The organism is Chryseobacterium oryctis, assembly GCF_025971925.1.
Classification (GTDB): Bacteria; Bacteroidota; Bacteroidia; order Flavobacteriales; family Weeksellaceae; genus Chryseobacterium; species Chryseobacterium oryctis.
Genome location: NZ_JAPDHV010000009.1, coordinates 77,688 through 99,125, shown reverse-complemented (window position 1 = coordinate 99,125; position 21,438 = coordinate 77,688). Strand labels below are relative to the sequence as shown.

Annotated in this window: 21 protein-coding genes; 12 read left to right on the top strand and 9 right to left on the bottom strand. The window is 31.6% G+C overall.

All coding sequences use genetic code 11. The annotated features are described in order from the left end of the window. Positions 1 to 205: 205 nt before the first annotated feature. Together OH806_RS15800 and OH806_RS15795 are read right to left on the bottom strand one after the other, a co-directional pair. On the bottom strand, positions 206 to 673 hold the full coding sequence (locus OH806_RS15800) for a VanZ family protein (RefSeq protein ID WP_264744649.1): 468 nt from the start codon (positions 671 to 673) through the stop codon (positions 206 to 208). 185 nt (positions 674 to 858) lie between these two features. After that, positions 859 to 2,487: an acyl-CoA carboxylase subunit beta gene (locus OH806_RS15795; RefSeq protein ID WP_264744648.1), complete on the bottom strand. Its 1,629-nt coding sequence runs from the start codon at positions 2,485 to 2,487 to the stop codon at positions 859 to 861. A 357-nt stretch (positions 2,488 to 2,844) separates the two neighbouring features. On the opposite strand from OH806_RS15795, the gene OH806_RS15790 reads away from it, so the two are divergent. The 3 genes from OH806_RS15790 to OH806_RS15780 are packed head-to-tail and all read left to right on the top strand — an operon-like array spanning position 2,845 to position 5,588. Next, positions 2,845 to 3,723: a DMT family transporter gene (locus tag OH806_RS15790; RefSeq protein ID WP_264744647.1), complete on the top strand. Its 879-nt coding sequence runs from the start codon at positions 2,845 to 2,847 to the stop codon at positions 3,721 to 3,723. A gap of 12 nt (positions 3,724 to 3,735) precedes the next feature. Next, positions 3,736 to 4,818, top strand: coding sequence for a putative type IX sorting system protein PorV2 (locus OH806_RS15785; protein WP_264744646.1), 1,083 nt, complete (start codon positions 3,736 to 3,738; stop codon positions 4,816 to 4,818). Positions 4,819 to 4,835: 17 nt separating this feature from the next. Continuing rightward, the gene (locus OH806_RS15780) at positions 4,836 to 5,588 is read left to right on the top strand and encodes a hypothetical protein (RefSeq protein WP_264744645.1); all 753 of its coding nucleotides are present in this window, start codon (positions 4,836 to 4,838) and stop codon (positions 5,586 to 5,588) included. A gap of 56 nt (positions 5,589 to 5,644) precedes the next feature. On the opposite strand, the gene uvrC is transcribed toward OH806_RS15780, so the two are convergent. Together uvrC and OH806_RS15770 are read right to left on the bottom strand one after the other, a co-directional pair. After that, on the bottom strand, positions 5,645 to 7,438 hold the full coding sequence (gene uvrC, locus OH806_RS15775) for an excinuclease ABC subunit UvrC (RefSeq protein WP_264744644.1): 1,794 nt from the start codon (positions 7,436 to 7,438) through the stop codon (positions 5,645 to 5,647). Positions 7,439 to 7,564: 126 nt separating this feature from the next. Further along, the gene (locus tag OH806_RS15770; RefSeq protein WP_264744643.1) at positions 7,565 to 8,332 is read right to left on the bottom strand and encodes a hypothetical protein; all 768 of its coding nucleotides are present in this window, start codon (positions 8,330 to 8,332) and stop codon (positions 7,565 to 7,567) included. 130 nt (positions 8,333 to 8,462) lie between these two features. On the opposite strand from OH806_RS15770, the gene hutH reads away from it, so the two are divergent. The 4 genes from hutH to OH806_RS15750 all read left to right on the top strand — a co-directional run bounded on the left by hutH (position 8,463) and on the right by OH806_RS15750 (position 12,547). Beyond that, positions 8,463 to 9,953, top strand: coding sequence for a histidine ammonia-lyase (gene hutH / locus OH806_RS15765; RefSeq protein WP_264744642.1), 1,491 nt, complete (start codon positions 8,463 to 8,465; stop codon positions 9,951 to 9,953). A gap of 10 nt (positions 9,954 to 9,963) precedes the next feature. Further along, positions 9,964 to 10,416: a DUF2059 domain-containing protein gene (locus OH806_RS15760; RefSeq protein ID WP_264744641.1), complete on the top strand. Its 453-nt coding sequence runs from the start codon at positions 9,964 to 9,966 to the stop codon at positions 10,414 to 10,416. A gap of 57 nt (positions 10,417 to 10,473) precedes the next feature. Then, on the top strand, positions 10,474 to 10,920 hold the full coding sequence (locus OH806_RS15755; protein WP_264744640.1) for a GNAT family N-acetyltransferase: 447 nt from the start codon (positions 10,474 to 10,476) through the stop codon (positions 10,918 to 10,920). A 133-nt stretch (positions 10,921 to 11,053) separates the two neighbouring features. After that, the gene (locus OH806_RS15750) at positions 11,054 to 12,547 is read left to right on the top strand and encodes a S8 family peptidase (protein WP_264744639.1); all 1,494 of its coding nucleotides are present in this window, start codon (positions 11,054 to 11,056) and stop codon (positions 12,545 to 12,547) included. Positions 12,548 to 12,627: 80 nt separating this feature from the next. Here the strand turns inward: OH806_RS15750 and ygiD are convergent, their stop codons facing one another. Together ygiD and OH806_RS15740 are read right to left on the bottom strand one after the other, a co-directional pair. Further along, positions 12,628 to 13,455 (bottom strand): 4,5-DOPA-extradiol-dioxygenase, encoded by an 828-nt coding sequence (gene ygiD, locus OH806_RS15745; RefSeq protein ID WP_264744638.1) that lies wholly within the window; start codon positions 13,453 to 13,455, stop codon positions 12,628 to 12,630. Between the two features lie 76 nt (positions 13,456 to 13,531). Next, positions 13,532 to 14,044, bottom strand: coding sequence for a YceI family protein (locus tag OH806_RS15740; RefSeq protein ID WP_264744637.1), 513 nt, complete (start codon positions 14,042 to 14,044; stop codon positions 13,532 to 13,534). A 254-nt stretch (positions 14,045 to 14,298) separates the two neighbouring features. Here OH806_RS15740 and OH806_RS15735 point away from each other — a divergent pair, with 254 nt between their 5' ends. The 5 genes from OH806_RS15735 (at position 14,299) to OH806_RS15715 (ending at position 19,629) form a co-directional block, all read left to right on the top strand. Continuing rightward, entirely contained in the window at positions 14,299 to 16,440 is a 2,142-nt protein-coding gene (locus OH806_RS15735; RefSeq protein ID WP_264744636.1) for a S9 family peptidase, read from the top strand. A 13-nt stretch (positions 16,441 to 16,453) separates the two neighbouring features. Further along, positions 16,454 to 17,530, top strand: coding sequence for an acyltransferase family protein (locus tag OH806_RS15730; protein WP_264744635.1), 1,077 nt, complete (start codon positions 16,454 to 16,456; stop codon positions 17,528 to 17,530). 99 nt (positions 17,531 to 17,629) lie between these two features. After that, positions 17,630 to 18,655, top strand: coding sequence for an LLM class flavin-dependent oxidoreductase (locus OH806_RS15725; RefSeq protein WP_264744634.1), 1,026 nt, complete (start codon positions 17,630 to 17,632; stop codon positions 18,653 to 18,655). Positions 18,656 to 18,768: 113 nt separating this feature from the next. Further along, on the top strand, positions 18,769 to 19,020 hold the full coding sequence (locus OH806_RS15720; protein ID WP_264744633.1) for a VF530 family protein: 252 nt from the start codon (positions 18,769 to 18,771) through the stop codon (positions 19,018 to 19,020). Positions 19,021 to 19,128: 108 nt separating this feature from the next. Beyond that, positions 19,129 to 19,629, top strand: a complete 501-nt coding sequence (locus OH806_RS15715) for an FKBP-type peptidyl-prolyl cis-trans isomerase (protein WP_264744632.1) — start codon at positions 19,129 to 19,131, stop codon at positions 19,627 to 19,629. Between the two features lie 38 nt (positions 19,630 to 19,667). Here the strand turns inward: OH806_RS15715 and OH806_RS15710 are convergent, their stop codons facing one another. The 3 genes from OH806_RS15710 to OH806_RS15700 form a co-directional block, all read right to left on the bottom strand. After that, positions 19,668 to 20,045: a YchJ family protein gene (locus OH806_RS15710; protein WP_264744631.1), complete on the bottom strand. Its 378-nt coding sequence runs from the start codon at positions 20,043 to 20,045 to the stop codon at positions 19,668 to 19,670. A gap of 104 nt (positions 20,046 to 20,149) precedes the next feature. After that, positions 20,150 to 20,575 carry a hypothetical protein gene (locus OH806_RS15705; RefSeq protein WP_264744630.1) on the bottom strand — a complete coding sequence of 142 codons (426 nt, stop codon included), beginning with the start codon at positions 20,573 to 20,575 and terminating at the stop codon, positions 20,150 to 20,152. 2 nt (positions 20,576 to 20,577) lie between these two features. Then, positions 20,578 to 21,429, bottom strand: a complete 852-nt coding sequence (locus OH806_RS15700; protein WP_264744629.1) for a hypothetical protein — start codon at positions 21,427 to 21,429, stop codon at positions 20,578 to 20,580. Between the last annotated feature and the right edge of the window lie 9 nt (positions 21,430 to 21,438).

Sequence of the window (21,438 nt, the reverse complement as noted above, 5' to 3'; positions counted from 1 at the left end):
TTATATAAGACAAAAACCACTCTGTTATATTAAAAATCAAATGAAAGTAAGATAATGAGGTAATTAATTGTGTCGTTTAGGGATAATAAAATCTTATCTTATATTGAAGTATATAAGATTTATAATGGGGGGGATTTTAATCATTATGAGATGAGAACGAAATTGTTTGGAGTACTTTTATAATAATTTCTAGGCTTATTGAAATTTAAGAAGTTTGAATTTTATACTTTTTATCATACAACTCAAAATGGTGTTTAATATTGGCAAAGTTCTTCCAAGTGGCATATTTGAATAGAACAAAACCAATTATCATTCCTAAAGTATTAAGAAAAACATCATCAACATCTGCAACTCCACGTCCTGTATATGATTGTGTTAATTCAATTATTGAGATCAATATGATAAAAAATAATGTAATAGGGAAGAATTTATTAAATTTTGATATGCATAAACCTAACCACCCAAAAGGACTGAATACAAATACATTTCCAATAATATTGATAATGAAATCAGTTTCCTGAACTTTAGAGTCTGTAAAGAAAATGTGGATCGTTTTAAAAGGTTTTAATTGTAGATAAAAGCAATCAGAGGCTTCTCTTCCTGAGCCAAAGAACATCATGTACAATAAAAATAAGGCGTATACAGAAATTAGTACTGCAAAATATTTTTTCATAGGTTTCCTTTTGGGATTAGTAATAAAAAAGTTTTTGTAGTGCTACTAGTTTTTAGATTTATTTTAATAACAAAAATCTAGCCTTAATAGTATGCTGTTTTAAGTTTTTAATATTTTTTAGAATTTTTTAACAAATAAAAAAGCCTCACTAAAAGTAAGGCTATAAATATTTAGATTTTAAGTTATCAAACCTGAATTACTCCTAGATTGAACTTTTCTGTTATAGGTGCGTTATTTGCAGCTTCAATTCCCATAGAAATCCATTTTCGGGTATCTGTGGGATTTATGATTGCATCCGTCCAAAGTCTTGCTGCAGAATATGTTGCTTCGGTTTGTTTTTGATATCTTTTTGAAATTGTTTCTAAAATTTCATTGTGCTCTTCTTCAGAAATTTCTTTTCCTTGTTTTTTCAAGGTAGATTCTTGTATTTGTGCTAGAACTTTTGCTGCTTGTGCTCCTCCCATAACTGCTAAATCTGCCCATGGCCAAGCTACAATTAATCTTGGGTCATACGCTTTTCCGCACATAGCATAATTTCCTGCTCCGTAGGAATTTCCTGTGATAATTGTAAACTTAGGTACTACAGAGTTTGAAACAGCATTTACCATTTTTGCTCCATCTTTTATGATTCCGCCATGTTCGGATTTTGAACCAACCATGAATCCTGTAACGTCTTGCAAGAAGATTAATGGGATTTTTCTTTGGTTACAATTAGCAATAAAACGAGTTGCTTTGTCAGCTGAATCAGAATAAATTACACCGCCAAATTGCATTTCTCCTTTTCCGCTTTTTACCAATTTTCGTTGATTGGCAACAATTCCTACAGACCAACCATCAATTCTTGCAGTAGCACAAATTATACTTTTACCATAATCCGGTTTATATTCTTCATACTCAGAATTATCAACTAAACATTTGATAATCTCATAAGTGTCATATTGTTCAGCTCTGGAAACAGGGATAATTCCGAATATATTTTCAGGATTTTCTTTTGGAGGAAAGCTTTCAATTCTGTCAAAACCAGCCTTTTCGGTACTTCCGATAGATTTCATGATGTTTTTGATTCTATCTAAAGCATCTTTATCGTCTTTAGCTTTATAATCTGTAACACCTGAAATAGAGCAGTGAGTAGTTGCTCCACCTAAAGTTTCATTATCAATACTTTCTCCGATTGCAGCTTTCACCAAATAGCTTCCTGCAAGGAAAATAGAACCTGTTTTATCAACAATCATCGCTTCATCACTCATAATTGGTAAGTAAGCTCCTCCCGCAACACAACTTCCCATTACTGCCGAAATCTGAATAATTCCCATTGAACTCATTTTGGCATTATTTCTAAAAATTCTTCCAAAATGTTCTTTATCTGGGAAAATTTCATCCTGCATAGGTAAGTAAACACCAGCAGAATCAACTAAGTAAATAATTGGAAGTTTGTTTTCCATGGCTATTTCCTGTGCTCTCAGGTTTTTCTTTCCCGTGATAGGAAACCAGGCACCGGCTTTTACAGATGCATCATTCGCAACAACAATACATTGTCTTCCAGAAACATATCCAATAACTACAACAACTCCTCCACTTGGGCATCCGCCATGTTCTTCATACATTTCATAACCTGCAAATGCACCAATTTCTATGGAATCTGAATTTTTATCAAGAAGATAATCAATTCTTTCTCTTGCCGTCATTTTGCCTTCATCACGAAGTTTTTGAAGTCTTTTTTCACCTCCTCCTTTTTTTATTTCAGAAAGAAGTCTATTTATCTCGGATAATTTTAATTTGTTTTGATCTTCTCGTTTGTTGAATTCAATGTCCATAAAATTTTCAATTTTTCCGCCTAAAGATACTATTTTTAAAAAGATTTTAAATTTTATTAAAACAGTTGTTTAATTTATTGGTTTTCAGAAAATTATGAAATATTTAACAAATGAATGTTTTTAAATGATTGATTTTTTTTCTAACTTTACGTCAGAGTAACAGAGATATGGTCTCTGTGTATTTACTCTAAGTTCCTAGTTTATTTTTTTAATAGTTTATTATTTGAAGACCCTGAAAGTTGAGCAAATTTTCAGGGTTTTTCTGTTTTTTTAATTTATAAAGGATATTTTGGATTTTTTATAAGATTTGTGAAAGCTATTTGTAAATTTGTGTTGAAAATTCAAAGAGGTTAGAGTATGCATAAATTAGCACTTTTCAGATTGCATCTGATTGTTTTTTTGTGGGGGTTCACGGCAATTTTAGGAAAACTGATTCATGCAAATGCACAGATTCTGGTTTTTTACAGAATGCTTTTTGCTGCTGTATTTCTTTTTGTTTTTATTAGAATTTTCAAAAAAGAAAGTATTAAGGTTTCAAAGAAAATTTTTTTCCAATTAGCAGCTATTGGTTTTGCAATGGCACTTCATTGGTATTGTTTTTTTTATTCTATTAAAGTATCAAATGTTTCTATTGCTTTAAGTTGTCTATCATTATCTACACTTTTTGCTTCTATATTAGAGCCTGTTATATTTAAAAGGAAAATTGATGTTTCTGAAGTAATAATGGGAGTCGTAATTGTTGCCTGTATTTTATTAATATTCAAAACGGAGTTTCAATATAAAGAGGGCATTTTGTATGGGGTATTGTGTGCCATTTTTGGGACGATATTTTCTGTGTTCAACGGAAAGATGTTTGGTAAAACAAGCTCAGGAAACATTATTTTTTATGAAATTTTTTGTGGATGGTTTATTTTGATGATATTTTATTTGTTTTCAGGGCAAATTTTTCAAATGAATGAAATAAGTTATCGAGATATTGCGTTAATATGCTTATTAGCGAGTGTTTTCACAGCTTTTCCAATGTTGGAATCGGTGAATTTGATGAAATATATTTCTCCATTTACACTAATTTTAACAGTTAATTTGGAACCAGTTTATGGAATTATACTAGCTTTTTTTATCTTTGGAGAATCGGAACATATGAGCTCTATTTTTTATGTGGCATCAGGTGTTATGATACTGGCAATCATTGCTAATGGATTGATAAAAGCTAATAAACAAAAAAAATTAAATTAAGCATCTGTTTATATGATGAAAAAATATTTTTTACTTGCGTTTTCTATCGTTTTTGGGATTTCACAAGCTCAAATTATAAGAAAATATTCCAATGAATTTTTAAATATTGGAGCCGGAGCAAGAGGTCTTGCAATGGGAGGGGCGGTAGTTTCTAATCAGGATGATGTTTATTCTCCGATGTGGAACCCTGCCGGATTAATGGCAATTAACAAAGATTGGCAAGGTGCAGCAATGCACGCTGAATATTTTGAGTCTATCGCAAAATATGATTATTTGGCTTATGCAAAAGTTTTAGAGACAGGAGTTTTTGGGGTTTCTGTAGTAAGATTGGGTGTTGACAATATTTTGAATACAACTCAGATGATTGATTCCGAGGGAAATATTGATTATGATAAAATTACAAAATTCTCTCAGTCTGATTATGCTGCAATTCTTTCTTATGCTTTTAACCCGGGAGGAAATCCGAAGTTGGATATTGGTGTAAATGCCAAGTTAGTTTACAGAAATGTTGGGAAATTTGCGAACGGATACGGTTTTGGTTTTGATATTGGAGCAATTTATAAATTAGATAACGGATGGAAGTTGGGAGGTATGTTAAGAGATGCTACAACTACAGTTAACTTTTGGAGTGTAAACCAAAAAGAACTGTCTACAGTTGTAAATGGAGAAGAGTTTAACCCTGCTCCAAAAGATAAAATGGAACTTACAATGCCTAAGTTGAACGTAGGAGCGAGTAAAGTTTTTGAAATTAATAGCAGTGTGTATGTTTTACCAGAAGCAGGTTTAAATATAGATTTTGCTAAAACAGCAGCTCTTATTTCGTCTGATATTGCAAGTATTACACCTTATGCAGGAGCAGAGCTTGGATATCAAAAAATGATTTTTGTAAGATTGGGGGTAAACAGATTCCAGTCGATTACGGATATTGAAGATTTGAAAAGAAAGGTGTCTTTTCAGCCAAGTGCAGGTATAGGAATTAGATATAGAGGTCTTACTCTTGACTATGCAATTACAAATTCCGGAATAGGAGGTTCTAATTTCTATTCAAATTTCTTCTCTCTTAAATTGGATATGGGAGAGTTTAGAAATGATTAATTTAAAATAATGTTTTAATGAAAAAGATTTCAATATTAATATTTACATTTTGTTTAACATTGGTCTTTGGACAGAAAGTTTCAAATTATAAATACATTGCAGTACCAGAAAAGTTTGAAACCTTTAAAAGAGATTATGGAATTGTACAGTTTTTAACAAAGTCTCTTAATAGTAAAAAATATGAAGTAATTTCTACAAATAAGCATCAATGGCCAGAAGAAATATATGGTAATGGTTGTAATATAATTTTTGTAGCTGTAAAAAATGAAAGTAATTGGCTGACAAATAAACTTACTTTACAATTTAAAGATTGTAACGATAAGGTTATTTTAGAATCTAAGGGAAGATCAGATATAAAAGAATATGAAGAAGGTTATCAAGATGCTTTAAAACAAGCTTTAACTGTTGTTTCTATGTCTAGCCCTACCATAAAAATGGAAAATAATGAAGAAGTTAAATATCAAGAGCCAATAAAAAAAGATATTTCAAATAAAGATACAGTTTCTAATACATCAAACTCTTCTTCAAAATTTACTAATGGTAAAATTACCCTACAAAAAATACAATTAGATAATAATCAATTTATATTGGCGGATTCTAATAGTTCAGTGCCTTTTGCTACTTTTAAAAACACAACTAAAAAAGATGTTTTCAGAGTGAAATTAGCAAACGGCGAGTCAACATTAGGATATTTTGAAAATGGAAATATTGTGATTGAAATTCCTCAGTCTAATGGTGAACATTCAAAAGAAGTTTTTTCAGTAAAATAAAAATTTTAAAATATATAATAAATAAAGGTCAGACTTTCCTCTGACCTTTTATATTTTTAGTTGGCATTAAAAAATTCCCAAATTACTTTAGCTTTGCTTTTTCCCAATATTTCTTCTAATGTTTCTAAATTAGCTTCTTTGATTCTTTTTACAGATTTCAATTTTGATAAAAGTAATTCAATTGTTTTTTCACCTACTCCTGGAATTTCTTCTAATTCAGATTTTATAGTATAGTTTTTTCTTCTTGTTCTGTGGTGCTTTACGCCAAAACGGTGAGCTTCATCTCGAACTCTTTGTAAAATTTTTAATGTTTCTGATTTTTTATCTAAATATAAAGGAATAGGATCTTCCGGAAAGAAAATTTCTTCTAAACGCTTGGCAATGCCTACGATAGTGATTTTTCCATATAATCCTAATAATTTTAAACTCTTTACAGCAGAAGATAATTGTCCTTTTCCTCCGTCAATCAAAATCAATTGGGGAAGATTTTCTCCTTCATCCAACATTCTTTTGTATCGACGGTAAATAACTTCTTCCATTGTTGCAAAGTCATTGGGACCTTCCACTGTCTTAGGGTGAAAAATTCTGTAATCAGCCTTGCTGGGTTTCCCGTCTTTAAAAACTACACAAGCCGAAACAGGGTTAGTTCCTTGAATATTTGAATTATCAAAACCTTCAATATGCCTAGGTTCAACAGGCATTCGCAACAGTTTTTGCATTTCAGCCATTATTCTGTTGGTATGTCTTTCAGGGTCCACAATCTGAACTTGTTTCAATTTTTCAAGACGATATTCTTTAGCGTTTTTTTCTGAAAGTTCAACAATACGTTTTTTATCACCTACTTTAGGAACAATAAGTTTTACATTCGGAATTTCAACAGATAAATGAAAAGGAAGTAATACCTCTTTTGAGTCTGAAGCAAATTTTTGACGAATTTCAATTAATGCTTCTTCCAAGATATCTTCATCACTTTCATCAAGAATTTTCTTTATTTCTGTAGTAAAACTTTGTATGATATTTCCGTTTCTTATTTTGAAAAAATTCACATAAGCAGCAGTTTCATCACTTGTCATTCCGAATACGTCAGTATCATCAATATTCGGATTTACAACTGTATTTTTTGCCTGATAATCTTCTAAAATATCTAATCTTTCTTTAATGATCTGAGCTTCTTCAAACTGCAGATTTGCCGCATATTTCATCATCTGATTAGTAAGATAATCTTTGGCTTTTCGGAAATCTCCTTTAATAATTCCTCGGATAGAATCTATTTTTTCATCATATTCTTCTTTGCTTTCTAAACCTTCGCAAGGTCCCTCACAATTTTTGATATGATATTCTAAACAAACTTTGTATTTTCCATCTTCAATTTTTGAAGGTGATAGATTTAAATTACAGGTTCTAAGTTTGTAAATATGCTTAATGGTATCCAACAAGACTTTTGCAGGACGAACTTTTGCATAAGGTCCGTAATATTCAGAGCCGTCTTTAATGATATTTCTTGTTAAAAAAATTCTCGGAAAATCTTCATTTTTAATGCAAATCCAAGGATAGGTTTTGTCATCCTTCAACATTACATTATAGAATGGCTGATGTTCTTTTATGAGATTGTTTTCTAATAATAGAGCATCATATTCACTGTTTACAATCGTAGTTTCCAATCGTTGGATTTTTCCAACCATAATTTTGATACGATATCCAGAAAGGTTTTTATTAAAATAGGAGAGAACCCTTTTTTTTAGATTTTTAGCTTTTCCAACATATAATAATTGGTCATTTTTATCATAATAACGATAAACACCAGGTTCAGATGGTAAAGTTTTAAGCTGTAATTCTAATGAAGGATTCATATAACAAAATTACGGAATTTTGACTTTGTTTTTTCTAGTTGTAATTTTTTAGAATGCTTTTTACTATTAAAAAAATAAAGCTGCAGAAAATTCTACAGCTTTACTAATTTTTATGATTGAATATTTTTATTTATTACTCATTTGAGTGTATTCATTCACTAAAAAGCTGAAGAAATCCCATTTTGCAGAATTTTTAGGGTATTTTTTCATGAATTCAGCATTATCTCCGAAAAGAAAATCATAATTCTCTTCAAAATCATCTTTGTGTAGCCACATTATTTTATCTCCTTTTTTTACATAATAAGATTTAATAACTCCACCGCCTAATTGAGGAGAACCCATTACAGAAAATCCAGCAGTTTCTTTAGCTCTTGGGTCGTGATATACAGAAATGATATCATCAAATTCTGGATTGATGACCTGCATCAAGAATTCTTTATCGTCTTTTTTGTTTTTTAACGAAACTGTTTGATTAACAAAATAAATTCTATCGTTGTTGGTTCTTTTCGTTAATTTTTTTGTGCTGTAATTTCTGATATTACTCATGTATCTTGCCACTTTTGCAAATTTTTCGGCATTACTAGGGTAAACGTACATTTCTGCAATTTGCTCAGCATTAAAGGTTTGGCTTTTTTTTGTGATACTATCTTTTAAAGAAACTTCAAAAATCTGTCCTTTTTTTGTTTCAATATCGTTGCAGAAACCTTTATGAGTTGTCCCATCTTTTAAAATTACAGTTGATGTTTTCTTTGGAGATGGAGAATTGAACCCTTCATTGAAAAGGTACATTTCCATTTTCTTGATGTCCTCTTTAGAGTATTTTACTTTGTCTTGGGCAAAAGCCAGTGTGCTTACAAAGCATAATACTACAAGAAATAAATTTTTTAGTTTCATAAGGTTTGAATTAAATTTAAAGTGAATAAAGATAAAAAAATAACTCACACTTGATGAAAAAATAATTTGTAGAAGAAATTAGTTTTAAAATTATGGTTAAATGTGTAATTTTAAGACAAAATTTAATAGAATGATATACGGTGTAGATGTTTTTACTTTTCATGATGTTTTGGAAATCTGTAAAACTCCCAATAAAGCTAAACTGAATAAAGCAGCAAAAGAACAAATTTTAAAATCACAGAAAAATGTTCAGAAGATTGTAGAGTCTGACAGATGCGTTTATGGTATTAATACAGGATTTGGACCTCTTTGCGACACCCAAATTTCTGCTGATGAAACTGCTCAACTACAGTATAATCTGATTATTTCTCATGCCGTAGGTGTAGGAAAACCGATTGAGAAAGAACTTTCAAAAATTATGATGATTGCTAAAGTTCATGCTTTGTCAAAAGGATTTTCGGGAGTTTCTCTTGATGTTATTGAAAGAATGATATTGATGTTGGAGAAAGATATTATTCCTGTTGTTCCGGAGCAAGGTTCTGTAGGAGCTTCTGGAGATTTAGCACCTTTGGCACATTTGGTTTTACCACTTTTGGGATTAGGGAAAGTTTGGGTAGGAGCCGAAATTTTTGAAACAGCCGAAATTTTAGAGAAAAATAATTTAGAACCATTGGTTTTAGGACCAAAAGAAGGATTAGGCTTAATTAACGGGACTCAGTTTATTCTTGCGCATGCCATTAAAGGATTAGAAAAATTTGAATATTTATTGGATTTGGCTGATATGACGGCTGCAATGAGTATTGAGGCGTACAGAGGTTCTGCGAGTCCGTTTAAAAAAGAACTTCACGAAATCAGACCGTTTGAAGGAAGCAAAAAAGTTGCTGCAAGAATGCTGAAATTCCTGAAAGGTTCTGAAAACCTGAAAGCTCACGAAGATTGTGAAAGAGTTCAGGATCCTTATTCTATGAGATGTGTTCCTCAAGTACACGGAGCGAGTAGAAATGCCTTTGAACACCTTAAAAAGATGGCAGAAACGGAATTAAATTCTGTAACAGATAATCCGATAGTTTTAAGTGCTGAAGAATCTATTTCAGGAGGTAATTTCCATGGTCAGTTGATGGCTTTACCATTAGATTATGCAACCTTAGCTGCTGCTGAATTGGGAAATATTTCTGATAGAAGAAGTTATTTATTATTAGAAGGAAAATACGGTTTACCAAGGTTATTAACGGAAAGTTCAGGATTAAATTCTGGATTCATGATTCCTCAATATACTTCTGCGGCGTTGGTTACGGAAAATAAAACGTTGTGTTTCCCTGCTTCTGCAGATTCAATCCCGACAAGTTTAGGACAGGAGGATCATGTTTCAATGGGAAGTATTTCTGGAAGAAAATTTAATCAGGTTTTAGGTAATTTGGTGAATATTTTAGCAGTTGAATTAATGTTTGCAGCACAAGGTTTAGAATTCAGAAGACCTTCAAAATGTTCAAAAATTATTGAAGAAAATTTTGCCATTCTACGTTCAAAAGTTGCTAAGCTGGAAGATGACAGATTGATTGGAAAAGATATGTTGGCAATTGCAGAATTGATTAATGAAAGACAATTTGTGGTAAAATTTTAAAAGTATATTAATGAAAAAACTAATTATAACCTGCTCTTTTTTTATAGGAGTCATTTCATTTGCTCAATCATCTAAAACATCAAAAGTTCAGGAGCTCATTGCATTGACAGAAACAGATAAAATGATAGCGACAGGATTTCAACAATTCATGGACTATTATAATAATAAATATAAAGATTTACCAACTGGTTTTTGGGATGAGTTTAAAAAAGAAGCAACTTCTGAAAAAATTATAGCAATGTATATTCCTTTATACGATAAATACTATACAGAGTCTGATATTGATGAATTGATAAAGTTTTATAAAACACCCGTAGGTAAAAAAATGATTTCCAGTATGCCTTCTTTATTGCAAGAATCTATGGAAGTTGTTAATAATTATACCAAAGATTTTAATAAGAAAGTTAATGATAAAATTAACAAACATTATAAAGTTCAGAGCCCACCTCAGCCGGTACAGTAAAAATATTTAAGCTTTCTTTTTGAAAGCTTTTTTTATATAATTTTAAATAAAAAATCAATGATAATTAAAAGAACAGATTCTTCAGATATCGATTTTCAAAAATTAGTGCGACTTCTTGATGCTGAGCTAGCAATTCGTAATGGGGAAGACAATTCTTTTTTTGAACAGTTTAATAAAATTGATTTGATTAAAAACTGCGTGATTATCTATATTGTAGATATTCCAGTTGCTTGTGGAGCATTTAAAGAATTTAATAATGATTCCGTGGAGATAAAAAGAATGTTCACTAATCCAGAATTTAGAAGGAAAGGTTTAGCAACGAAAATTTTAGAAGAATTAGAAATTTGGGCAAAGCAATTAGGTTATGAAAAAGCGGTTTTGGAAACATTAGCAGAAGAGAATGAAGCTGTTTTTGTTTACCAGAAAAATGGTTATAAAAGAATACCCAATTATGGTCAGTATGTTGGAATTGATAAAAGTGCTTGTTTTGAAAAGGTTTTATAAAATTCATACAATAATCCATTTTTATTTATTTTAAATTTATTTAATGAACATTTAATGTAAAATTTTAATATTAATATAGGTAAAATACAATATAAATTAATATCTTGTGCTAATTAACCAAGAATTTATTTATATGAGAAAAAACGTATTTTATTTGCTGGTGCTGTTTTTAATTACTGCATCATGTAACAGGGAGGATGTTCAAAATACTCCTTTTGAAATGGAGGTTGTTCAGAAAGATCCGTTATCAGCAAAACAGATTAATGAAAAAATTAATGAAACCATTAAAACAAAAGGTAGGTTTTCGTGGAAAGAATCTTCTGAACATTTTGTTTGGAGTGCTATTTTTCAAGGAAATAAAATTGCATCTATAGGTTTTGGTTCTTCTTTCGATAGAAGTTTAAGTCCTGACAATGCTAATATTGAAAATGAAATTTTAGATCTTATCAAAAAATATGAAGGAAAAACGGATAGGATTTTATTATCTTCAGATCAATATTTAAATCAAATTGACGTTGTAATAGAAAAGCAGGAAACGATAATTGCACTTCGAAAAATGAAAAATATTCGATATTTAGAACCTGCTGATTATCGTTATTTTGAAAATGAAAAATCATTTGGTAATGCTTCTAAATCAAGTAGTTCTTCAGGATGCGGATTTGAAGCAACAGCTCTGAGTACAGCAGATTATACAACTACTACACCAAGTGCAAAAGTACCTTGGTCTTTTGCAAAGCACAATATTACGAGTGCCTGGAGCTATAGTACAGGAGCTGGAGTTACAATAGGTTTAATTGACACAGGTGTTTCTCCTGAGCAAACTTTGTTGGGAAGTAGTTTCAATAATGGAAATTCATCAGGAAGAACCATTACTAAAAATGGAGTGTATGTAGATTCGGTTTGGCCTTGGAGTACTGGTTATGATGGTTCTGCAGATAAATGTGGGCACGGAACAAGTATGGCTTCTGCAATGACAGCACCAAGAAATAATATAGGACAACCTGTCGGGATTGCTTATAATGCTAATTTAGTAGCATATAGAGCTGCTTCCAATGTGGTTTTGGATGGTTATCATGAGCAAGAAGGGGTGAAAATAGCCTTTACGGAATTAGGAAATAATACAAAAGTAAAAATCATTTCTATGTCGATGGGGCACATTTTTTCTGTAGGAAAAATAGAAGATGGAGTAAAATATGCATATTCTAAAGGAAAATTAATTTTTTGTGCAGGAGGTACTTCAACGAGTTTTACCAATTTTGTAGGAGTAATTTTCCCAGCTTGGATGCCTGAAGCACAAGCTATCACAGGAGTGAAAGAAAATACATCAAATCAGAAATGTGATGTTTGCCATTCAGGAGCTGAAATAGATTTTACTTACCAAATGGAAAGAGCTTCTGGAAATACAATTCCTGTTCTTAGCTATTATAACGGTCAGACAGATTATGTAGGAGGTTCTTCTGTTGCTACAGCTTCTACAGCCGCAATTGCCGCTTTAGTTTGGGCTAAAAATCCCTCATGGACGAGAGATCAGGTTCTTAACAAAATGAGACAGTCAGCAACGTATTATCCTACTCCGAATGCTAATTACGGATATGGGAATATTAATGCTTTAAAGGCAGTGCAATAAGAATAAGTTGCTATTAAATAGAAAAAGTAATGTTGTTGATAACGACATTACTTTTTCATTTATAGATAACAAGATTAATTTTATCCGATTCTTACGCTTGTCATGCTTAATGAGCCACCAATGAGTTCATCATTAAATAAGTTTAGATTTTCAGAATTATCTTTTAAACCTAAAGTATACATCAAAGGTAAATAATGATCTGGTGTAGGAACTGCATATTGTAAAGCCGTTCCCTGTTTATGATAATCAATAATATTTTGAAAATTTCCGTCGAGAAGCCAATTATTTGTTTTTTCACGAGCTTCAATTGCCCAATCCCATCCGGCTCCGACCGTATTAATATTTCTCCAGTCTATCAGCCTTAAATTATGCACAATATTTCCGCTTCCAATTATTAAAATTCCTTTTTTACGAAGTTTGTTTAATTTTTTTGCTAAATCAAAGTGATATTGTGGAGGTTGGGTATAATCAATACTCAACTGAATTACAGGAATATCTGCTTTAGGGTACATATGTTTGATAACCGACCAAGCACCATGATCCAACCCCCAATTGTGATCTTCTCCAATTTCTACGGGAGTTAAAAGTTCGGCCGTTTCTCTTGCCAGTTCCGGATTTCCGGGAGCAGGATATTGTACATCAAACAAAGCCTGCGGAAAACCTCCAAAGTCATGAATTGTTCTGGGCATATCCATTGCTGTAACGAAAGTTCCCTGTGTGTACCAATGTGCAGAAATACACAAAATGGCATTCGGCTTCGGAATTTCAGATGCAGCTTTTCGAAATCCTTGTACAAATTGATTTTCTTCAATAGCATTCATAGGTGAACCATGCCCAAGAAATAATACAGGCATTCTTTGTGTGTTCTGGAAATTGTTACTTATGTTCTGTAGGTCGTTGAGGTTCATTGTATTGAAGATTATAAAATAAAAAAGGTTCAAGGTTTTAGAAAATCCCTGAACCTTTCATAACGTATATTAAAAATTATGCTTGTTTTACGAATTGTAAATCTCCCGCTAATTTTACTTCCTCGCTTACCATCACACCACCTGCTTCAAGAGCCGCATTCCAGTTCAGACCAAAATCTTTTCTGTTGATTTTCCCTTCAAATGAAAAACCTGCTTTTGTATTTCCCCATGGGTCAACATTGATTCCGTTGAAGTCTACTTCAAGGGTTACTGGTTTTGTAATTCCGTTGATGGTAAGATTTCCTGTAATGTTTCCATTCAATGCCTGAGAATCAAAAGTGATAGTAGGGTTAGCTTCTGCATTGAAAAAGTCTGCAGATTTCAGGTGATTATCTCTGTCTGTATTATGAGTTGAGATAGAGTTTGTCTGTATTGTTGCTGTAGTTTTAGCATTTGCAAAAGTATCGTCGTCTGCTTCGATTTCCGCATTGAAGTTTGTGAAACTTCCTTTAATATTAGAAATCATCATGTGTTTTACTTTGAAAGTAATTTCACTGTGCGCTGGGTCAAGATTCCATTTTGTAGCCATTGTATTTTGTATTTTGTTGTTATTTAATGATGCAAATTTAGTTGGGATTACATACTAAATCCATTGATATAGGATAAGAAATGAACTTTAACATTACTATTTAAAACTATCGAATAATTTTACCATTAAATTATACTATTAAGTTAAGAAAGATTTTATATACGTTCATTATTATCAAATTATGAATCTTTTAATTTAACATTTCTTAACGGATGATTTTTATTTACTATTTTTGAAGGATTCAATTTTATACAATGAAATTACATAAGTTTTCTTTATTGATGTTGGTTTTGGGTAGTTCAGTATTTGCTCAGACTCAAAAATTTACAATGGCGGAAGCTGTTAATGGTTTAAGAAGTAACCTTGCAGTGAAAAATATCTCTCAGTTTTCTTGGTCTGGTGATGGTAAATCATACATTCAGGCTGTGAAAGGAGGATATTTGATTACGGATTTAAAAACAAAAAAACAGGATACATTAGTATCTTTAACTCAGTTAAATAAAAATCTGGCAGATAATAAATTAAAATCAATTCCACAGATTAAATTCATCAGTAATTCTAATGGTTATTTTAACCTGAAAGATAAGATGGTTTGGGTAGAAAAATCAGGAAGTGATTGGAAAATGAAAAATTCTGTTGCTATTGATAAAGATGCATCTAATGTTAAAGTTTTTGGAGATAATCAGACTTTTGCTTTTACAGTAAAGAATAATTTATTTGTTAATAAAAACGGAAAAACAATTGCCGTAACAAACGATTCTGATGAAAATATCCTAAACGGAGCTTCAACTGTTCATAGAAATGAATTTGGGATTGATACCGGAATTTTTCCTGCTCCGAATTCTGAAAGTGTAGCATTTTATAGAATGGATCAAACAATGGTTGCAGATTATCCGATTATAGATTGGTCTGTAACTCCGGCTGTGAATCATAATATAAAATATCCTATGGCCGGACAAACTTCGCATCAGGTGAGTTTAGGAGTTTTTAATATTAAGAATCAGTCAACAACCTTCTTAAAAATAGAAGGAGAGAAAGATCAATATTTAACAGCTGTCACGTGGAGCCCTGATTCTAAATATATTTTTGTAGGCGTTCTGAACAGAGGTCAGAATCATTTGAAAATGAATCAATATGATGCTGCAACAGGGGATTTTGTCAAAACTTTATTTGAAGAAACAAGTGATAAATATGTTGAACCACAACACCCGCTGACTTTCTTCCCGAATTCAAATACAGATTTTATTTGGCAAAGTCAGAGAACGGGTTATAATCATTTATTCCATTATAATCTGGAAAAAGGATTGGTTGCTCAAATCACAAAAGGTGATTGGCTGGTAACCGATATTTTAGGCTTTAATGAAAAGAAAAAGGAAATTTATTTCACTTCCACAAAAGAAACTCCTTTAGAAAAGCATTTGTATAAAATCAACTGGGCTAATTTCAAAATGCAAAAATTAGACAATGCAGAAGGTGTTCATACAGGAGTTTTGAGTAGTGACGGAAACTATTTATATGATACTTACAGTAATGCTAATACACCAAGAGCTGTAAACATAATTAATACGAATACTTTAAAATCTGATAATATTTTAACTGCTGAAAATACATTGAAAAACTATCAGAGACCTGAAATTAAGAATGTAGAGCTAAAAGCAGATGACGGAACACCTTTGTACGGAAAAATTATCCTTCCGACGAATTTTGACCCCAACAAAAAGTATCCAACAATTGTTTATTTGTATAACGGACCGCATTTACAATTGATAACGAATAGTTTTCCGGCGTCGGGAAATCTTTGGTATGAATATATGGCTCAAAACGGATACATTATTTTTACAATGGATGGGAGAGGTTCTGCCAATCGTGGACTAAAATTCGAACAGGCTGTATTCAGAAATTTAGGAACCACAGAGATGAACGACCAGATGAAAGGGGTAGAGTATTTAAAGTCACTTTCTTATGTTGATTCAGAAAGAATGGGAATTCACGGATGGAGCTTTGGCGGGTTTATGACAACTAGTTTCATGCTTCGTAAGCCAGATGTTTTCAAAGTAGGTGTTGCAGGAGGTCCTGTTATTGATTGGAGTATGTACGAGATCATGTATGGAGAAAGATATATGGATAGCCCTAAGGAAAATCCGCAAGGTTATGCTACATCTAATCTTTTAAATAAAGTTCAGAACCTGAAAGGAAAATTATTAATGATTCACGGAGCACAGGATGATGTGGTGGTTTGGCAACATTCGGTTAAGTTTGTAAAATCTGCTGTTGATAATGGAGTACAGATAGATTATTTTGCTTATCCGGGGCATCCGCACAATGTAATAGGAAAAGATAGAGTACACCTTATGCAGAAAGTGACAGATTATTTTGACCAGTATTTAAAGAAATAGAATAATATTTTGAATGAGCTTTTTAAAAGTAGATAGAATTCATTTTCATACTTTTGACTCTTTAAGATTCTTGTCTTTCCTTTTGGTATTTCTTCACCACTCTGGTGTAATTCCTGAGAATAATTTTTTAAATTATTTTTCAAGAGGAGAGATAGGAGTCTCTTTTTTCTTTGTATTGAGTGGATTTCTTATTACCTATATTTTGATTGTTGAAAAAATTAACAATGAAGGGAGGGTTTTATTGAAACCATTTTTTAAAAGAAGAGTTTTAAGAATTTGGCCATTGTATTATGCAATGGTTTTATTTGCTTTTTTTACTCCGTACCTATTAGATAGATTACATATACCGTATTCTAATGAAGGGTATGAACCCAATTGGTTTTTTACATTTACTTTTCTGGAAAATTATATGGTAATGTTTACAGGAGAACATCCTAATGTTTCTCCATTGCCTGTGATATGGACACTGTGTTTGGAAGAACATTTTTATATTATCTGGGGACTTTTACTTTATTATATTCCGTTGAAACGTATTCCGAGATTAATTGTCATCTGTCTAATTATTGCATTTGTTTTCAGATTGATTTACAGTATAATGAATATTATTCCATATGATATTTTTAGTAATATAGATTATTTTGCATTTGGGGCAGTTCCTGCTTATTTATTTGTTTTTAGGAAAGATGTCATTAATAAATTAACTCAAATCTCTGTAATTTATAAATATATTTATCTTCTTGTAGTTATATTTATGATAGCATTACCTCCTGACTATTTTGTTTTGGAGAATATTAATTTGAGACCTATTATATTTGGGTTGCTTTTTTCGGGGTTAATCTTATCTACTCTTGGAGATAGAAATATGTTTAAAATTTCGGATAAAAGTGTATTAGCAAAACTCGGGAAGTATACTTACGGATTATATCTTATCCATTTGGTCGTTATTATGTTCTTCCGGAAAATTGGAGAAAAGTATCATTTCGAATGGTATGTGATACTTTCATTTTCATTTTTGGGTACCGTTCTGATTGCATTTTTATCATACCATCTTTTTGAAAAACAGTTTTTAAAATTAAAGTATAAATCTTAGAATATATTTTCAATTTTAAGTGTACAATGTATTCTTATCAAACATCAATGTTTTTGGAAAATAAGGAACGTATTTTTGTTCTATCTAAAAATAGGTAATATGGAATTAGGAATAGGACTGTTTGGCGATTTATCATTTGATCAAAAAACAGGAAAATACAGAAATGCAGGAGCTAAAATTCATGAAATTTTGGACCAAGTCAAATTAATGGATGAGGTAGGAATTGATGTTTTTGCAATGGGAGAACACCACCGTCCCGATTATGCTGTTTCTTCTCCAGAAATTGTTTTGGCTGCTACTGCAGGTATTACAAAAAATATAAAGTTAGCGAGTGGAGTGACGGTTTTAAGTTCTTCCGAACCCGTAAAAGTGTATGAAGATTTTTCAACATTAGATTTGATTTCCGATGGAAGAGCCGAAATTTTCGTAGGAAGAGGAAGTTTTATTGAATCTTTTCCATTGTATGGGTATTCACTGAATGACTATGAACAGCTTTTCGACGAAAAATTAGAATTATTACTGAAAATAAACTCAGAAGAAAATGTTTCTTGGTCGGGGAAACTTCGTGCTCCAATGAATAATCAAACGGCTTATCCAAGAGCAAAAAATAATGGTAAAATACCAATCTGGAGAGCTGTAGGAGGGACTCCGCAATCGGTTTTAAATGCTGCTCAGTTGGGAATGCCTTTAGTAGTTGCCATTATTGGAGGAATGCCGATTCAGTTTAAAAATTTAATTGAATTTTACAAACAGGAATATAAAAAAGCAGGTCATGATGAGTCGAAAATGCAGATAGCCATTCATTCGCATACTTTTGTAAGTAATGATGAAAAAGTAATTGAAGAGTATTTTGATAGCTATAAATCTCAAATGGATAGAATAGGAGCTTCAAGAGGTTGGTCACCTTATACAAAAATGCAGTATGATGGGGGAAGAAGCAAAGATGGAGCTTTGTTTATTGGCTCTCCTCAAGAAGTTGCAGATAAAATTACTTATATGAAAGAGCTTTTTGGGATTACAAGATTTATTGGACATATGGATGTTGGAGATCCCTCACATGATATTATGATGAAATCGATAGAGTTATTTGGTAAAGACGTAAAACCCAATATAAAAGATTTATGAATGTAATACCTTCAGTGATTTTCATTGGAGGTTTTTGGTGATATCAAGAAGTACTTCATTAAGCAATGGTTAGTAGAGTGTGATTTGTTATTAGTACTTTTACAAAAAAAATCATGCAAGATCAATCTAAAGATCCTCTACACGGCAAAAGACTTGATGCTATTCTTGAAGAGTTGGTAGAATACTATAACGGTTTTGAAAAACTTGGAGAGCAAATAAAAATCAGGTGTTTTACGGATAATCCGAGTATAAATTCTTCATTGAAATTTCTGAGAAAAACACCTTGGGCCAGAGAAAAAGTAGAAAGTTTATATCTTTTTGTTCTAAGACAGAAAAAACGAAACGAATTAAAAGGCAGAAATTAAAAACAATATGTTCAAAATTCTTCTTTAGATATGTTTCTTAGTTCAATGATTTCAAAAACAGTATATTTGTGCTGTTAATCGTGAAAAAGCACGACAAAAAAAGAAAATATGACAATCGAAAACAATCATGTTGTAGCTGTAAAGTACATCCTTCACACGATCGAAGAAGATGGAAGTAAGGTTCTAGTAGAAGAAACAACAGCAGAAAATCCGCTTACATTTTTATACGGTGTGGGAATGATGATTCCAAAATTTGAACAAAATATCCTTGGTCTGAAAGCTGGTGATAAAGCAGCTTTTGTAATTCAGCCGGAAGAAGCTTATGGTGAAAGACAACCAGACGCAATCGCACAGCTACCAATAGATATGTTTAAAGAATCTGGAGTTCCGCCTGTAGGCGTTATTTTACCTTTGACTGATAATCAAGGAAATAATTTTCAGGCATTTGTAGTAGAAGTAACTCCGGAAGTTGTAGTAGCAGATCTTAACCATCCAATGGCGGGTAAAGTTTTGGATTTCCAGGTGGAAGTTTTAAACACTCGTCCTGCGACGGAAGAAGAGTTGTCTCATGGTCACGCTCATGGAATTGACGGAAATGAAACTCACTAAAAAATAATATAAATGTCCGATTTTTTTCGGACATTTTTTTATTCTAAAAATTCACCGCTTACATAAAACCAACGGTTTTGAACCATCTTAAACGTTGATAATTCGTGATGGATTTGATTATTTCCTTCATCATCGGTATAAAAAGCCTTAAACTCAACTTTACTGATTGAAGGTTTATTTACGATTTCAAGTTTCATCCATTTATTTATTTCTCCCCATTCCTGTAAATCTTTTTTGTTGTGAAATTTTCTTTTGCTTGGAAGCGTGGTTTCCATTAAATATTCTCCATTCGGAATAGCAAAAGCAGAAAATCTTGAACGCATCAATGCCTCAGCGTTTGGAGCATGCTTTTCTCCTGTATGATAGGGTTTACAGCATTCTTCGTAAGACTTTCCTGAACAACAAGGACAATTCATTTTTTTAATTTTTTTTTTGAATACAAAAATCTCAAAAGTTTTTGGATAATTAAAACTGAGAATAAAAAAGAAGCAATCAATTTGAATGCTTCTTTTTTATTTTTTTAATCCTTGTTATCTTCTATTTTTGTATCTATGAACGTATATTCGCTGTTGGTCATATCCATTGTCATACTTTTTGATTTGAATTTTACACGAGATTTATCCAGAAGTTCATAGGTGTAAACATCCGTACTTCCAGAGTCAAAGTGAAGTTCATGAAATTCTCCATTTTCAATCCACCATTGTCCTTTTTCAATGTGTTGGTTAACTTGGCAATCCTGAACAGTGGTAAAAAGAAGCATGAAAGTTCCGTCTTCTTTTCTCTCCATAATCCAAAGTTTTTCCATGCCTTCAATTTGCTGGTCTTTTTCACCTCCTTTCCATAGGCCAACAAGGTTTTTGTCAATTTTATTGACTTGTGTTTTTGTTTTTTGGGCAGAAATAGTTCCGAATACTAATATCAATGCCGCGAGAATAGTTTTTTTCATAATCATTTAAAATGTAAGGTTAAAGGAACTTCACTGTTTACAATTATTCCCATAGTTTTTGCAGGAACCCATTTCGTATTTTTAATGAATTTTTTCAATTCGTTTATAAAATAAGATGCATATTTATAATTCTTTTTATTTTGGAATGTTAGCCTAATTTTAATATCAGAAACATTTCCGTTTTTATGCAATATAAAGTCCGCTGAAAGATAAGAATAATAGTCTTTATCTTTTCTGTATTCATAATCATCTGGGTATTTTACACTACTCCAGAAGTTTTTTTCATAGCTTTTGAAAAAATCTGAATAGGTTTTATCTTCAGGATATCTTGAAATCGTATCGCATTCTTCGAAACTATAGATTTTATTAAGGTTTTTGTTGACATATTGTAATTCTGCAATATGTCTTAAAGAATCAATAAATCTATTGCCGAATTTTCTGTCGATTTCTTTTCTCATTACTCTTGCATAGCAATTCTGTAATTCAATAGGAACGGTACAATAATGCAATGCAGAATCTACTTTGATATTGTGTTTTTTTAAAAGATTATTTATCTCTACATTACTTCTGTAAGAGTCTATCATACCGAAATAATGAAAGTAAACAAGTTTATTTTTTTTAATATCAGTCTCCGCTCTTTTGGTTTCCGCTTTGCATGTTGAATCCAAATGTTTTCGTTCCTCTAGCATCCATTTCTCCATTTCAATCGAAGCAAAGTCATAAAAAATCGTATCTGATTTTACATGATAAAAAGATTCTGACTTGTTTTCGAATCTTTTATTTTTCGTTAAAAAACAAGTCAGAATTATTAGTGATAAAGAAGTGAGTGCTTGTATTCCTGTATTTAATACCATAAAAGATAT